Source organism: Halorubrum sp. ASP1 (assembly GCF_005435135.1).
In the GTDB taxonomy this organism is placed as follows: Archaea; Halobacteriota; Halobacteria; order Halobacteriales; family Haloferacaceae; genus Halorubrum; species Halorubrum tropicale.
In genome coordinates, this window is record NZ_SGUA01000004.1 from 1 (window position 1) to 14,946 (window position 14,946).

14 protein-coding genes and 1 pseudogene are annotated in these 14,946 nt (G+C 71.9%); 13 read left to right on the plus strand and 2 right to left on the minus strand.

The window, feature by feature from the left end; all coding sequences use genetic code 11:
• Positions 1–60: 60 nt before the first annotated feature.
• Positions 61–960: pseudogene (locus tag EXE48_RS06845) on the minus strand (TolB family protein); the annotation flags it as partial.
• Positions 961–1,091: 131 nt separating this feature from the next.
• Between EXE48_RS06845 and EXE48_RS06850 the strand changes: the two are divergent.
• The 9 genes from EXE48_RS06850 (at position 1,092) to EXE48_RS06890 (ending at position 8,794) form a co-directional block, all read left to right on the plus strand.
• On the plus strand, positions 1,092–1,769 hold the full coding sequence (locus tag EXE48_RS06850; RefSeq protein ID WP_137711044.1) for a cyclase family protein: 678 nt from the start codon (positions 1,092–1,094) through the stop codon (positions 1,767–1,769).
• A gap of 95 nt (positions 1,770–1,864) precedes the next feature.
• Complete coding sequence (locus EXE48_RS06855) at positions 1,865–2,146, plus strand: 50S ribosomal protein L44e (RefSeq protein WP_053771189.1); 282 nt, start codon at positions 1,865–1,867, stop codon at positions 2,144–2,146.
• A 2-nt stretch (positions 2,147–2,148) separates the two neighbouring features.
• The gene (locus EXE48_RS06860) at positions 2,149–2,322 is read left to right on the plus strand and encodes a 30S ribosomal protein S27e (RefSeq protein ID WP_004595868.1); all 174 of its coding nucleotides are present in this window, start codon (positions 2,149–2,151) and stop codon (positions 2,320–2,322) included.
• An 18-nt stretch (positions 2,323–2,340) separates the two neighbouring features.
• The gene (locus EXE48_RS06865) at positions 2,341–3,141 is read left to right on the plus strand and encodes a translation initiation factor IF-2 subunit alpha (RefSeq protein ID WP_053771188.1); all 801 of its coding nucleotides are present in this window, start codon (positions 2,341–2,343) and stop codon (positions 3,139–3,141) included.
• Between the two features lie 27 nt (positions 3,142–3,168).
• On the plus strand, positions 3,169–3,351 hold the full coding sequence (locus EXE48_RS06870; protein WP_053771187.1) for an RNA-protein complex protein Nop10: 183 nt from the start codon (positions 3,169–3,171) through the stop codon (positions 3,349–3,351).
• Between the two features lie 101 nt (positions 3,352–3,452).
• Complete coding sequence (locus EXE48_RS06875) at positions 3,453–4,205, plus strand: proteasome assembly chaperone family protein (RefSeq protein ID WP_137704308.1); 753 nt, start codon at positions 3,453–3,455, stop codon at positions 4,203–4,205.
• A 114-nt stretch (positions 4,206–4,319) separates the two neighbouring features.
• Positions 4,320–5,486 carry a thiolase domain-containing protein gene (locus EXE48_RS06880; protein WP_137711045.1) on the plus strand — a complete coding sequence of 389 codons (1,167 nt, stop codon included), beginning with the start codon at positions 4,320–4,322 and terminating at the stop codon, positions 5,484–5,486.
• Positions 5,483–5,926: a Zn-ribbon domain-containing OB-fold protein gene (locus EXE48_RS06885; protein ID WP_053771184.1), complete on the plus strand. Its 444-nt coding sequence runs from the start codon at positions 5,483–5,485 to the stop codon at positions 5,924–5,926. Before EXE48_RS06880 ends, EXE48_RS06885 begins: the two co-directional genes overlap by 4 nt.
• Positions 5,927–6,082: 156 nt before the next feature.
• Entirely contained in the window at positions 6,083–8,794 is a 2,712-nt protein-coding gene (locus EXE48_RS06890) for a hybrid sensor histidine kinase/response regulator (protein ID WP_137711046.1), read from the plus strand.
• A gap of 74 nt (positions 8,795–8,868) precedes the next feature.
• Here EXE48_RS06890 and EXE48_RS06895 read toward each other — a convergent pair whose 3' ends face one another.
• Positions 8,869–9,636 carry a VOC family protein gene (locus EXE48_RS06895; RefSeq protein WP_053771182.1) on the minus strand — a complete coding sequence of 256 codons (768 nt, stop codon included), beginning with the start codon at positions 9,634–9,636 and terminating at the stop codon, positions 8,869–8,871.
• 178 nt (positions 9,637–9,814) lie between these two features.
• On the opposite strand from EXE48_RS06895, the gene EXE48_RS06900 reads away from it, so the two are divergent.
• The 4 genes from EXE48_RS06900 to EXE48_RS06915 all read left to right on the plus strand — a co-directional run bounded on the left by EXE48_RS06900 (position 9,815) and on the right by EXE48_RS06915 (position 14,843).
• Complete coding sequence (locus EXE48_RS06900; RefSeq protein ID WP_137711047.1) at positions 9,815–10,780, plus strand: UbiA family prenyltransferase; 966 nt, start codon at positions 9,815–9,817, stop codon at positions 10,778–10,780.
• A gap of 98 nt (positions 10,781–10,878) precedes the next feature.
• Positions 10,879–12,669, plus strand: a complete 1,791-nt coding sequence (locus EXE48_RS06905; protein WP_241991960.1) for a sensor histidine kinase — start codon at positions 10,879–10,881, stop codon at positions 12,667–12,669.
• 30 nt (positions 12,670–12,699) lie between these two features.
• Complete coding sequence (locus EXE48_RS06910) at positions 12,700–13,140, plus strand: EamA family transporter (protein ID WP_053771179.1); 441 nt, start codon at positions 12,700–12,702, stop codon at positions 13,138–13,140.
• A gap of 98 nt (positions 13,141–13,238) precedes the next feature.
• The gene (locus tag EXE48_RS06915) at positions 13,239–14,843 is read left to right on the plus strand and encodes an MATE family efflux transporter (protein ID WP_137711048.1); all 1,605 of its coding nucleotides are present in this window, start codon (positions 13,239–13,241) and stop codon (positions 14,841–14,843) included.
• Positions 14,844–14,946: the final 103 nt, after the last annotated feature.

Consider the following 14,946-nt stretch of genomic DNA (forward strand, 5'->3'; position numbering starts at 1 on the left):
CTGCCGGCTCGACCGCCCGGACGACACCTCCGTCCGCGACCTCTACGCGGTCCCGGCCGACGGCGGCGACGCCGGCGCGCCGTGGGTCAGATCGCCGCCCGTGAGCCGCTCGGCGTCGCCGCCGTCGGCCGGGACCGCGTAGAGGTCGCGGACGGAGGTGTCGTCCGGGCGGTCGAGCCGGCAGGAGGTGAACGCGATCCGCCCGTCCGGGCCCCACGTCGGGTCCATCCCGGCGATGTCCTCGAAGGCGCCGCCGCCGTAGGCGTCGTCGAGCCGGCGGGGGTCGCTCTCGGGGTCGTCGAGGTCGACGACGAACAGGTACCGCGTCACCTCGTCGGTCCAGCCGGCGCCGTTGACCTTGTGCTGAAGCCGGGTCGTCTCGATGGGGCCGCCCTCCTCGCGCACCTGGTCGAGGTACTCGGACTCCTCGTCGGTCGGGTCGCGCGACTCGATCACCAGGCGGTCGCCCGAGGGCGACCAGTCGAAGTCCGCGACGCCCTCGTCGCGCTCGGTGACCTGCCGCGCGTCACCGCCGAGCGCGAGGTCGAAGACCCACACCTGCGGCTTGGGCCCGTCGTCGCCGTTTCCGAGGGGTTCCTCGCCGTCGCCCTCGCTCTCGGCGTCCGCGTCCACGTCCCCGCTTTCGGCGTCCTCCTCGTCCCCCTCGTCGTCTCGGTCGCGCCAGCCCACCCGCTTCTCGGCGTCGCGGTCGCGAGCGGCCACGAACGCGAGGCGGTCGCCGTCGGGCCCCCACGACGGCGCGGAGGCGCCGGAGGCGCTCGTCAGGCGGTGCGGCTCGCGGGAGCCGTCGATCGGGGCGACGAAGAGGGAGGAGACCGCCTCGTCCGCGGCCTGGTCGTACTCGGTCGCGGTGAAGGCGACGCGGTCGCCGGTCGGGGAGACGGCGACCTCGCCGATCTGGGTCAGGTCGTAGTACGCGTCCAGCGGCAGTTCCGACATGAACGCACCCAGCGGCGGGCGGAGGAAATACGTTCGGGCCGCGGAACCTCGGCGACCGAGGGAGCGCGGTCGCCGGCGACGCGGGCCGCGAGGGCGACCGACTTAACCGCGACGCGACCGCACCGCCGGTCGTGTTCCGCGACCTCTCGCGACCGATCGAGACGGGGATGCCGACCTACCCCGGCGACCCCGACGTGACGCTCGCGCCCGCCGCGACCCACGAGGCCGACGGCTACGCGACGAGCGAGCTCCGGACCGGAACGCACGCGGGAACGCACGTCGACGCGCCGCGGCATACGGTGCGCGGGGGCGAGTCGATAGACGAGCGAGACGTCGGCCGGTTCGCGTTCGACGCGCGCCTCTTGGACCTCCGTCCGCTCGGTGCGCGGGAGCCGATAGCGCCCGACGCGCTGCCCGACCCCGACGCCCTCGACCCCGCGGTCGACCTCCTCGTCCTCCGGACCGGCTGGGAGTCGCACTGGGGGACCGACCGATACCGCGACCACCCGTACCTGACCGCGGCGGCCGCGGAGCGGTGTCGGGAGGCGGGCGTCGGCGTCGGGCTCGACGCCTTCGGACCGGACCCGACGCCGACGGCGGGCGGAGGGGCAGACGGGGGAGCGAGTGAGGACGGCGAGCCCGGGGGGACCCCCGCCCACGACGTCCTCTTGGGCGCCTCGCTCCCGGTCGTCGAGAACCTCTGCGGCCTCGACGGCCTCCCGGCGCGGTTCCGGCTCTCCGCCTTCCCGCTCCGGCTCCGCGGCGCAGACGGGTCGCCGGTGCGCGCGGTCGCCGAGTGGGAGGATTAGACGGACGCGGACCGCCGCGCGGGCCGGCTCGCGGGCGGCCCAGACCAAACCCGTTTTAAGCGTCGGCGACGAACCGCGTCTCAAGGTCGATATCCATGGAAATGCCACGCCGCTTCAACACGTACTGCCCCCACTGTGACTCCCACCAGGAGCACGAGGTGGAGAAGGTCCGATCGGGTCGCGCGACCGGAATGAAACGCGACGCGCGACAGCGACGCCGCGCGCTCGCGACCATCGGCAACGCCGGCGGGTACTCGAAGGTGCCCGGTGGCGACAAGCCGACGAAGAAGACCCACCTGAAGTACCGCTGCGGCGACTGCGGGAAGGCCCACATGCGCGAGGGATGGCGCGCCGGCCGTCTCACGTTCCAGGAGTAAGCATGGCGGGAGACTTCCACCGCGTCGCCTGCGGCGACTGCGAGAACGAACAGGTCGTCTTCGGCAAGGCCTCCTCGACGGTGTCGTGCGCGGTCTGCGGCACGACCCTCGCGACCCCCACCGGCGGGGAGGCGGAGCTTCACGGCGAAATCGTCGAAACCGTTGAGGCGCGGTAACCGCCTCACCGCTCCGTCATGAAGTACAGCGGCTGGCCCGAACCCGGCGAGTTGGTGGTCGGCGACGTCGACGAGATCGCCGACTTCGGCGTGTTCGTCGACCTCGACGAGTACGAGGACAAGCGCGGCCTCTGCCACATCAGCGAGGTCGCGTCCGGCTGGATCAAGAACGTCCGCGACCACGTCCGCGAGGGACAGACGGTCGTGGCGAAGGTGCTCGAGGTCGACGAGTCGTCGAACCAGATCGACCTCTCGATCAAAGACGTCAACGAACACCAGCGCAAGGAGACGATCCAGGACTGGAAGAACGCCCAGAAGGCCGACAACTGGATGGAGATCGCGCTCGGCGAGGACGTCGACGACGACCGCTACACGTCGGTCGCCAACGCGCTCCTCGCGGAGTACGAGAGCCTCTACGACGCCTTCGAGGCGGCGGCGATCCGCGGCGACGAGGCGCTCGACGACGTCGACGTCGACGCCGACACCGTCGACGCGGTCGTCGCGGCCGCCCGCGATAACGTCTCCGTCCCGTACGTCGACGTGACCGGCTACGTCGACCTCGAATCGGCGGCCCCCGACGGCGTCGACGACGTGCGCGACGCGCTCGCCGCCGCCGAAGGGAACGGCGAGGTCCCGGACGGCGTCGACCTCGACGTCGGCTACGTCGGCTCGCCCGAGTACCGGATCAAGGTCCGCGCGCCGGACTACAAGACGGCGGAGTCGCAGCTCGAAGCTGCCGCCGAGCGCGCCCGCGAGGCGATCGAGGCCGCCGGCGGCGAGGGCGAGTTCCACCGCGAGCGGCGCGAAGACGACGAGTAACTCGGTCCGACCCGACGCTTTTCATCCGTGAAATCAGACATCCGCGTCTGCGCGAACTGGGCGGCCGCTCACGAGCGGCCGGTGTACGCGCTCGGCGAGCGCTGTCCGGTCTGCGGCGGCCCGACCGAGAACAGCGCGCCCGCCCCGTTCGGCCCGGAAGACCCGTACGGCGAGTACCGACGGCGGGCGCGGCGACGCGGCTCGGAGTAGGCGCGGACGCCGCGGCGGCGTCCGGGCTGTCCTCGTGACCGCTCGATCGCGAGCCACCGGAATAGCCACGCTCTTGTGACCGCCGCCCGGACGGACGGGGTATGGAGGACATCGAGATCGACGAGGTCGCGACGCCGGAGCTCACGGACCCGGTGTTGATCGAGGGGCTGCCGGGCGTCGGGCACGTGGGGAAGCTGGCGGCCGAACACCTGCTGGAGGAGTTCGACGGGGAGCTCGTCCGCCGGGTGTACGCCACGGAGTTCCCGCCGCAGGTGAACGTCGACGACGGGGGGGTCGCGGAGCTGACCTGCGCCGAGTTCCACGCCGTCGAGACCGACGGCGCCGACCTGCTCGTGTTGACCGGCGACCACCAGGCCGGGTCGAACGCGGGCCACTACAAGCTCACCTCGACGTTCCTCGACGTGGCCGAGGCGTTCGGCGCGGAGCGCGCGTTCGCGCTCGGCGGCGTCCCGACCGGCGAACTGGTCGAGGAGTACACCGTCCTCGGCGCGGTCTCCGAGGACGCGCTCACGGAGGACTTGGAGGACGCCGGCGTCGAGTTCCGCGCCGACGAGCCGGCGGGCGGCATCGTCGGCGTCTCCGGGCTCGTCCTGGGGCTCGGCGGTCGCCGCGGGTTCGAGGCCGCCTGCCTGATGGGCGAGACGAGCGGCTACCTCGTCGACCCGAAGAGCGCCCGCGCCGTGCTGGAGGTCCTAGAGTCCGTCCTCGACCTCTCCGTCGGTTACGAGAGCTTAGAGGACCGCGCCGAGGAGATGGAGGAAGTCGTCGGCAAGATCCGCGAGATGCAGGAGGGACCGGCGGTGCCGGACGACGACCTGCGTTACATCGGCTGACCGGACGCGACCGCCGCGACCCGCTCGTTCTCTGCGGGGCCGTTCGTTTCCGCCGGAGAACCGGAACTCCCGCTTCCGGCAGAGATAAATCACGTCCCCGATCATCGTTCGTGTATGACAGAGGTACGCGTCGCCGGGGTCGGGCTCACTCCCTTCGGCAGTCACCCGGAGCGCACCGGCCGCGACCTGTTCGGGGAGGCCGCGCTTCGGGCGTTCGAGGACGCCGGCGTCGACAGGGCCGACGTCCAAGAGCTGAACTACGGCAACTTCATGGGGGCGCTCGCCGAGCATCAGGGCCACCAGGCGCCGCTGATGGCCGAGGCCGCCGGGGTGCGCTGCCCGGCGACGCGCTACGAGTCGGCGTGCGCGTCGGCCGGCGTCGCGGTCCGGGAGGCGGTCCGGACGGTGGCCGCGGGCGACGCGGACGTGGTCCTCGCGGGCGGGATGGAGCGCATGACGAACCTCCCGACCGCCGAGGTCACCGAGGGGCTCGCCATCGCGGCCGACGACCTCTTCGAGGTGCGGTCGGGCGTCACCTTCCCCGGCGCCTACGCGCTCATGGCGAACGCCTACTTCGACGCCTACGGCGGGAGCCGCGAGGACCTGGCGCACGTCGCGTCGAAGAACCACGCCAACGCCGTGCCCAACGAGTACGCCCAGTACCGGAAGGAGGTCTCCGTCGCGGAGGCGATGGACGCGCCGCCGGTCGCGGCGCCGCTCCACCTGTACGACGCCTGCCCGATCACCGACGGGGCGAGCGCGCTCGTGCTGGTCTCCGCGGAGTACGCGGAGCGGAACGACCTCGACGCGCCGGTCGCGGTGACGGGCACCGGACAGGGGACCGACCGGATGGCGCTCGGCGACCGCGACCGCCTCGCCCGGACGCCCGCCGCGGACGACGCCGCCGACGCGGCCTACGCCGACGCCGGCGTCGGGGCGAGCGACGTCGACGTCGCGGAGGTCCACGACTGCTTCACCATCGCCGAGGTGCTGGCGCTGGAGTCGCTGGGACTGTTCGAGCCGGGCGAGGGGATATCGGCCGCCCGCGAGGGGGTCACGACCGCCGACGGCGACCTCCCGGTGAACCTCTCGGGCGGGCTGAAGGCGAAGGGCCACCCGGTCGGCGCGACCGGCGGGTCGCAGATCGCCGAGCTGACCCGCCTTCTCCGCGGGGACCACCCCAACAGCGAGCACGTCCCCGACGCCGAGGTCGGCGTCGCGCACAACGCGGGCGGGACCGTCGCCAGCGCGGTCGTCCACGTGCTGGAGGTGGCGGAATGAGCGACGCGGACACGGGCGGGGAGGCCCCGCCGACCGACCGCGACTACGCCGAGTGGCTCGACGCGCTCGCGGACGGCGAGGGGTTCGCGCTCGCGTGTCCGGACGGCCACGGCTCGCTCCCCCCGCGCCGCGTCTGTCCCGAGTGCGGGTTGCCGGACCTCTCGCGGGAGCCGCTCCGCGAGACGGGGACCGTCGAGACGTACAGCGTCGTCCACGTCCCGTCGCCCCGCTTCGCCGACGACGCGCCGTACGCGACCGCCGTGGTCGACTTCGGCCCGACGCGGCTGACGGGGATCGTCCGCGGCGACGACTCGGACGAGGACGCCGCCCCGGACGTGGCGATCGGTGACGCGGTGACGGCCGCCGTCGGCGAGCGGGCCACCGACGGCGAGCGGCTCGTCGTCTTCCGTCCCGCGCCTGACCGGTCCCCGGACGAGTGAGCCGAGCGCGAGCGCGTCGAGCCACTCGGCGTGGTCCCGCGGCGAGTGAACGCCGCCCCGGAGCCGACGTCGCTCGCGGCCTTCCCCGTCGATTTTCGGGGTCCGAGGCGCGGACGGGCAAAACCATTATACGCGAATGGTAAGTATTCCGAGCGTATGCCCGACCGCATCCCGGTCCTCCTCGTCGACGACGACCCGGACCTGCGAGAGGTCACCGCCTCGTACGTAGAGCGCGAGGCGGACCGGATCGCGGTCGAGACGGCGCCCGACGCGGACGCCGGGCTCGACGCCCTGGCGGACGGCGAGTTCGAGTGCGTCGTCTCGGACTACGAGATGCCCGGCCGGGACGGGCTGGCGTTCCTCGCCGCGGTCCGCGAGCGCTGCCCGGACCTCCCGTTCATCCTCTTCACCGGCCGGGGGTCCGAGGAGGTCGCGAGCGAAGCGATCTCCGCCGGCGTCACCGACTACCTCCAGAAGCGCGGCGGCACGGAGCGGTACGAGCGGCTGGCGAACAGGGTCGTCGAGGCCGTCGAGAAGCGGCGGGCCGAACGGGAGGCCGAGGAGGCCGTCGGTCAGTTCCGCGCGGTCGCGGAGGGGGCGTCGGACGCGATCCTGTCGGTCGACACCGACGGGGTGATCGAGTTCGCGAACCCGGCCGTCGAGTCGGTGTTCGGGTACGAGCCGAGCGAGTTGGAGGGCGAACCGCTGACGACGCTGATGCCCGACCGGCACCGGAACGACCACCTCGGCGCGGTCGAGCGATACCTCGCCACCGGCGAGCCGAGCGTCGACTGGTCGGACGTTCGGTTCGACGCGCTCCACCGCGACGGTCACGAGGTCCCGGTCTCGCTGTCGTACGGTGATTTCACCGCGGACGGCGAGCGACACTTCGTCGGCGTGATCCGCGACGCCACCGACCGCGACCGCCACCGGGCGTTTATCGAACACGCCAGCGACGTGGTCGCCGTGCTGTCGCGCGACTGGCGGTTCCGGTACCTGAGCCCCTCTTGCGAGCGCGTGACCGGCCACGCCCCGTCGGACCTGCTCGGCGAGCGGTCGCTCGACTACGTCCACCCGGAGGACCGGGAGGCGGTCAGGGCGGCGTTCGGCGAGCTGGACGCCGAGGGCGGCCCGCCGACGGCCGAGTACCGGTTCGAGACGGCCGACGGCGAGTACCGGTGGCTCGAATCGGTCGGGAGCGAGCGGATCGAGACGGACGCCACCGAGGGATACGTCGTCACCACGCGGGACGTCTCCGAGCGGAAGGAGCGCGAGCGGACCCTCGCCCGGCTCCGCGAGTGGACCCGGGACCTCAACTACGCCCGGACCACCGAGGAAGCGGCCGAGCTGGCGGTGGACGCGGTCGACGACCTGATCGACGCGGGACTGAGCGGGATCCACCTCCGCACCGAGGAGGGTGACCGCCTCGAACCGGTCGCGCTCGGCCAGTCGGTGCCCGCGCTGTTCGAGGAACAGCCGTCGTACGACCGGGACGCGCCGCCGGGGACGCGGGCGGCGATGGCGTGGGACGCCTACCGGAGCGACGAGTCGCTCGTCGTCGACGAGCTGTCGGCGTACGAGCCGCTCGACGAGCCCTCGCCGGCGGAGAGCCTCGTGTTGCGCCCGATCGGGGACCACGGGCTGTTCGTCGTCTCCTCGCCGGAGCCGAACGAGTTCACCGACACCGACGTGCTCGTGGCCGAGATCCTCACCGGCCACCTCGAGGCGGCGTTCGACCGCATCGAGCGGGAGAGCCGCGTGGAGCGGCTCCACGACGCGACTCGGACCCTCGTCCGGGCGGACTCGCGGAAGGAGATCGCGGAGCGGGCGGTCGAGGCCGCCACCGACGTACTCGGGTTCTCGATCGTCACGGTCCGGATCAACGACGAGGACGCCGGCGGACTGGTGCCGATGGCCGTCTCGCCGAAGGCGGTGGACCTGCTGCCGGAACGGCGGACGTACACCCCCGACGGGGGGAGCCTGAACTGGGGCGCGTTCGACGCCGGCGAGCCCCGGAAGTTCGACGACATCCGCGAGACCGAGGCGCTCGACGCCGACACGGACCTCCGCAGCCTGCTGATCGTCCCGATCGGCGACTACGGGACGATATCGGTCGGCGAGACGGAGCCCGGCGTGTTCGGCGGCGTCGACGAGTACCTCGCCGGAATCCTGGCGACGGCGGCCGAGACGGCGTTCCAGGCCGAGGCGCGCACCCGCCGGCTTGCGGAGCGGACGTCGGAACTGGAGCGACAAAACGACCGCTTAGAGGAGTTCGCGGGGGTGGTGTCACACGACCTGCGGAACCCGCTGGAGGTCGCGCGCGGCCGGACCGAACTCGCCCGCGAGGAGTGCGACAGCGACCACCTCGCGGCCGTCGAGCGCGCGCACGGCCGGATGACCGCCCTGATCGACGACCTGCTCACGCTCGCCCGCGAGGGCGACCCCGTGACCGACCCCGACCCGGTGGACCTGGGCCGGGTCGTCGGCTCCTGCTGGCGGACGGTCGACACGCGGAACGCGACGCTGCGTGCCGACGCAGAGGGGATGATCCTCGCGGACGAGGGACGGCTCAAACAGCTGTTAGAGAACCTGATGCGGAACGCGATCGAACACGGCGGCGACGACGTGACGGTCGCGGCCGGGACGCTGCCGGACGGCTTCTACGTGGTCGACGACGGCCCGGGGATCGACCCCGACCGCCGGGAAGACGTGTTCGAGGCGGGGCACACGACCTCGCAGTCGGGAACCGGGTTCGGGCTGCGTATCGTCGAGCAGGTGGCCGACGCGCACGGCTGGTCGGTGCGGGCGGGAGCGAGCGAGGACGGCGGCGCGCGGTTCGAGATCACGGGTGTCGAGTTCGAGGAGTGAGCCGGTTCGAATCGGGCGGGAAAAGGGAGCAGAGGCGCAGCGGCGCCCGTGTGACCCCGGCCGAGCGGCGTCGATCAGTCCCGCGTGACCAGTTCGACCTCGTGGCCGTCCTGGTCCTTGGTGAACGCGTAGTTGTGGTCGCACGAGGCGGGGTCGCGGTAGTCGGGCGCCTCGCGGGTCATGAGGTCGTCCCACGCCTCGTCGAGGTCGTCGACGCGCACCGCGACGTGGCCCCAGCCGTCGCCCATCGTGTACTCGCGGCCGTCGTAGTTGTAGGTGAGTTCGAGCTTCATCGCCTCCTCGGCCGCGTCCTCGGGCGCCACGAAGTAGTTCGAGAAGGTATCGGCCTCCCAGCGGCCCGGGTACTCCGTGTACTCGAACTTGCGGGTCCAGTAGCCCAGCGCCTCGTCGGCGTCCTCGACGCGGATCATCGTGTGGTCGATGCTCCACTTCGCGCCGTGGTCGCGCTTGACGATCTCGATCTCGTGGCCGTCGGGGTCCTTCACGAACGCGTAGCGGTTCCCGCAGGACTCGGGGTCGCGGTAGTCCTCGACGCCCTCGTCCATCAGCTGGTCGTACGACTCCTGGAGCGCGTCCTCGGGGACGCGGACCGCGATGTGGCCCCAAGCGTCGCCGATCTCGTAGCTGCGGCCGTCGTGGTTGTACGTGAGCTCCAAGCGGGCGCCGTCCTCGTGAACGTCCTCGGGGCCGAGGAACACGTTCGTGAAGGTGTCGGCCTCCCAGCGGCCCTTCTCCTCGTAGTTCAGGTGCGTCCGGTACCAGTCGAGGCTCTCCTCTAAGTCCTCGACGCGGATCATCACGTGATCGAAGGTTCCGTCCATGGGCGGGAAATCGGCCGCTCGGGTCAAAAGCGTACTGAAGCCCGAACCCCCGCGACGGGCCGGACCGGTGGACCTGATACGGGTCTAATTCGCATTTTATTAACGCTGAACGGGGTGGATAGATACGGTTCGATCTCCCATACCGTACGTTCGCCGTCGGCCGGCGGCGAACGGCTCTATGGCAAACGAACCGACGAAGCCGTCGACGGCAGACGGCACGACATCGCAGTATCGCTCGCACGTGACTTCCCCAGACACGAGCGCCGTGCGCCGGGTCGCCGCGTTCGCCGCGGGGGCCCCGTTCACCGCGCTCGTCGCGGCCGTCGAGGTGGCGCTCGTGACGGCCGCGCTCGGGGTCCAGCGGTCCGCCGCGCCGGTCGCGGTCGGGCTGATCGCCTTCTCCGTGTACGCGGCGGACCACGTCGCCGACGCGGAGGGCGACGCCGACGCGACGCCGCTGCGCGCCCGCTTCGCGCTCCGTTACGCCGACCAGCTGATGGTCGCCGCCGCCGTGAGCTACGGGCTCGCGGTCGCGCTCGCGGCGGGCGCCGGGCCCGCGGCGCTGGCGCTCGCGCTCGTCCCGGGCGCGGTGTGGATCGGCTACGCAACCGACTGGCTCCCCGCCCTCGGCGACCGCCTCGCGCCGCTCGGCGCGGCCTCGGTGCCGCGGCTCAAGGACGTGTTCCTCCTCAACTCCGCGGCGGTCGCGCTCGCCTGGGCGGTCGCGGTCGTCGCCGCGCCGCTCGCGTTCGCCGGCGTCACCGTCGACTCGGTCGGGCCGAGGACGGTCGCCCTGCTGTTCGCGTACGTCCTCGTCCGCTCGTTCGTGGACGTCGAAGTCCCGAACGTCAGGGACGCCGCCGCCGACGCGGCGCAGGGCGTGGCGACGCTCCCGGTCGTCTTCGGGGTCGCCGGAACGCGACGGATCCTCCTCGGCGTCGACGCCGTCGCCGCCGGGCTGCTGGCCGTCACCGCGACGACCGGCGCCGCGTCGACGCCGGCCCTCGTCGCGCTCGGCGTCGGTCTCGTGGTCTCGATGACCATCACCGCGCTCGCCGACAGGCTTGACGGGACGGCGCTCGGCGTCGCCCCGGACGGCAGCTACCTCGTCGCCGGCGTCGTCCTCCTCGCGTTCGCGCTGTGAGGCGGCGTAATCTCAGGCGCTGAGGGCCCCAGATCCCGATTTTTTCGATAGATAATCACAACCCGATGAGTTATAAATACAATGTCCGTAAAAATTCTATGGCGGCGTTGAGCCCTCTGTCCGTCGTCCTCCTCGTGGCGGTGACGGTCGGACTGGCGGCGGCGATCCTGGCGTGGCGCGAGCGCCCGGAACCGGGCGCGACGTGGCTCGCGGTGCTGCTCGCCGGGCAGGTCTGGTGGGCGACGTTCCTCGTCTTCGAACTGGAGGCGACGACGCTGCCGGCGAAGGCGCTGTGGTACGACGTCCAGTGGGTCGGCGTCGTCGTCATCCCGGTCGGGTGGCTCTTCTTCGCGCTGGCGTACACCGGCTACGACCGCTACGTGACGCCGTTCTCCGTGGCGATGGTGTCCGTCGTGCCCGCGGCCACCGTCGCGGTCGCCGCCGCCGGCGACCCGGGCAACCTCCTCGCGGCCGACCGGGTCGTCCGCGAGACGGCCGTCGGCACGTTCCTCAAAGTGGTGCCCGGACCGCTGTACTACATCATCGCGGGCTACACTTACCTCCTCGGGGCGGTCGGATCGGTCCCGCTGATCCAGCTGATCCGCGACGACGCCCGCCCGTTCCGGGGACAGAGCGCGGCGCTCCTCGTCGGGACCGCGGCGCCGTGGGCCGGCAGCGTCGCGTACCTCTCTGGCGCGATCCCGGTCCCCGGACTCGACCCCACGCCGCTGGTGTTCGGGGTCTCGGGGGTCGCGTACCTGCTCGCGCTCTCGCGGTTCCGGCTGCTGACGCTCGCGCCCGCCCCGCGCCGCCGCGCGCGCCAGCTCGTCTTCGAGCAGCTCCACGACCCCGTCTTCGTCGTCGGGACGGAGGGGCTCCTCGTCGACCTGAACGAGAGCGCGGCCGAGACGTTCGGCGTCGACCGCCGCGCGGCCATCGGGGAGCCGGCGTCGGCGGTCGTCCCGAAGTACGACGCGGTCCGCGAACTCGACGACGGCGGGGAGGACAAGCCGCGGGCGATACGGGTCGTCGGGCGCGACGGGCAGCGGCCCTACGAGGCGACGATCAGGGACGTGGTCGACGACCACGACCGCACCACTGCGCGGGTGATTACCTACCACGACGTGGGGGCGTACCTCGGTCAACAACAGCGGCTCAACGTACTCAACCGCGTCTTCCGGCACGACGTTCGCACGGAGACGAACCTCATCCTGGGGTACCTCGAACAGCTCCGCTCGGACCCGACAGACGAGCGCGCGTTATCCGTCATCTCGGAGAGCGCCGAGCGGATGCTGGACCTCAGCGAGCGCACTCGGACCGCCGGCGAGCTGTTCGATCCGACGGACGAGTCGGAGTGGACGCCGCTGCCGACGGTCGTCAACGAGGCCGTCGCGGAGGCGCGGGCGGACGATCCCGACGCGCGGACCGAGGTCGGGGACGTGCCGACCGTCCCCGTCCGAGGGGTGTTGGTGGTCGTCTTAGAGAACCTCTGCTCGAACGCGCTCCAACACAACGACGCGGACGCGCCGTGGATGCGGGTCGACGCCGCGGTCTCGGACGGGTGGGTCGAGATCACCGTCGCGGACGACGGCCCCGGGATCGACCCGGCCGAGTACGACGTCTTAGATCGCGGCACCGAGACCCCCCTCCGACACGGTAGCGGAATCGGCCTGTGGATCGTCAAGTGGGGCGTCGACCACCTCGGCGGCCGGATCTCGTTCGACGAGCGCGACCCCGCGGGCACGCTCGTGACGGTCGCCGTTCCGCTCGACCGGGCAGCGACGGGGGCCGAAGACGAGGGGGCCGAGGCCTCGGAGCCGCCCGCCGACGGCCCGTCGGCCGCGGGCGGTTCGGTCTCGCGGCGGGCGCCGCCGGACGCGGGTCGATAGGCACTTGACGCCGGACGCCGACCGCGGCACATGGACGCTACGGCCACGACTTATCTCCCGTACGCGCTGCTCGCGATGGGCGCGTACGCCCTCGTCTCGCCGCTGATGCGCGTCGCCACGACCGGACCGAACGCGATCCCGAGCGACGTCGCCGTCGTCGTCTCGAACACGCTGCTCGTCGCCATGGCGATCGGCGTGATCGCGTACACCGGGCAGGGGTTCACGGCCCACCTCGGGTCGCCGAAGCTGGCGCACGTCCTCGCGGCGGGCGTGTTCCTCGGCATCGGGATCCTCGCCCTCTACCGCTCGCTCTCGCTGGGGCCCGTGAGCGTCGTGACGCCCATCTTCGCGATGTTCCTCGTCTTCTCGTCGGTGATCGGCTTCCTCTTCCTCGGCGAGTCGTTCACGGCCCGGAAGGGGCTCGGGATCGCCTTCGCCGCCGCGGCCGTCTACCTGGTCTCGGGCGCCTGACCGCGGACCGCTGCGGGCCCGAGACCGCCGCCGATCCGGAACCGCCTGCCGCGTGACGAAACCCCTTTAGCCGCCAGCGGGAAACGGGCCCATCCGTCGTGTCTCGCCTCCCGAGTTCTCCCCGTGAGCTGATCTCCCGCCTTCCGAACCCGTTTCGGCTGCTCATCTTGTACATCGGCTTCGCGCTCGCCCGGGTCGGCCTGATCGACCGCCACCGCGTGGTCCGGACCACCGACCTCGCGTGGCCGCGGATCGTCACGGGGATCGCGCGGATGTCGAAGAACGCGGTCGACGTCGCGATGGTCGGCGTCGCGGTCGGCACCAGCGCCGTCGCCGGCGTCGGCTTCGCCGGCCCCTACTGGGGGCTCGCGTTCGCGCTCGGCGGCGGGGTCGCCGGCGGCACCATCGCCCTCGTCTCCCAGCGGTTCAGCGCCGAGGCGTTCGCCGAGCTCGGCGACGCGGTCCGGTCGAGCGTCCTCCTCGTGATCGCGATCACGGTCCCCGTCAGCGGCGCCTTCTGGCTGTACGCGCCGGCGTTCATCGACGTCCTGAGCAGCAACGAGGCCGCGATCGCTCACGGCGCCGACTACCTCCGCGTGGTCGGGCTCGGCGTCCCGTTCGCCGCGCTCAACCTCGTCGGGAGCCGCGTGCTCGTCGGCTGCGACGACGCCTACACCGCGATGCAGGTCCGGGCGGGCGGCGCGGTCGCCAACATCGTCCTCAGCGCGCTGTTCATCTTCGGCCTCGGCTGGGGCGTCGAGGGCGCCGCGGTCGGCACCGTCCTCTCGAACGTGCTCGCCGTCGCCGGCTTCACCGTCGGCCTCGTCCGCGGGAGCGCCCCGCTGATCGGCGAGTTCCCGGTCGCCATCGACGCGACCGGCTCGTACGTCAACCCCGGCATGCTCCGCGACCTCGTCGAGATAGGCGTCCCGGTCGGCGCGCGCAACCTCGTGTGGACCGCAGCCGAGTTCCCCATGCTCGCCATCCTCGACGTGTTCGGCGAGAACACCGTCGCGGCGTTCGTCATCGCCCGCCGCATCTGGGGGATCATGAACACGCCCGGCTGGGGATTCGGCCTCGCCTCCTCCAGCCTGGTCGGGCAGGAGCTCGGCGTCGAGCGCCCCGACGAGGCGGAGGCGTACGCCCGCGACATCATCCGCTTCTCGGTGGCGACGTACGCCGTCTCCGCGGTGCTGATCGCGACCTTCGCGACCGACATCGTCTCGCTGTTCGCCGAGTCGCCCACCAGCCCGGAGATCCCGATCGCCGTCGACCTCGTGTACGCGGCCTGCGCGGCGGTGATTTTCCAGGGCGTCTCCGGCGGAGCGGCCGGACCCCTCGACGCCGCAGGCGACACGAAGATCCCCTTCGCCAGCCAGTTCCTCGGGATGTTCTGCGTCTCGATCCCCCTCGCGTACGTCGGCGCGCACGACGCGACGCCGGCGGTAACGGTTCCCGAAGTCCTCACGATCCCGGCGGTAAAGCTCCCGCTCGTCGGCTTCGCGACCCCGCTCGTGGAAATTCCGTTCGTCGGGTTCACGCTCCCGGAGGTGGCCCTGCCCGCGATCGGCCTGTGGGGGCTTTACCTCGCGTTCATGGCCGAGACGACGATCCCCGCCGCGATCAACTACCTGCGGTTCCGCTCCGGGAAGTGGAAGGCGATCAGCGAGGCGTACCGGCCCGAAGCGGCCGCGGACGACTGAGGCGGGCGGCGAGCAGATCGCCGCTCCTCGAGTCACGTGCGGGCGCCGTTCGAGCGACTTGGTATTGTGCATTCTACACAATACTTAAGGAGTAAGAAGCTGG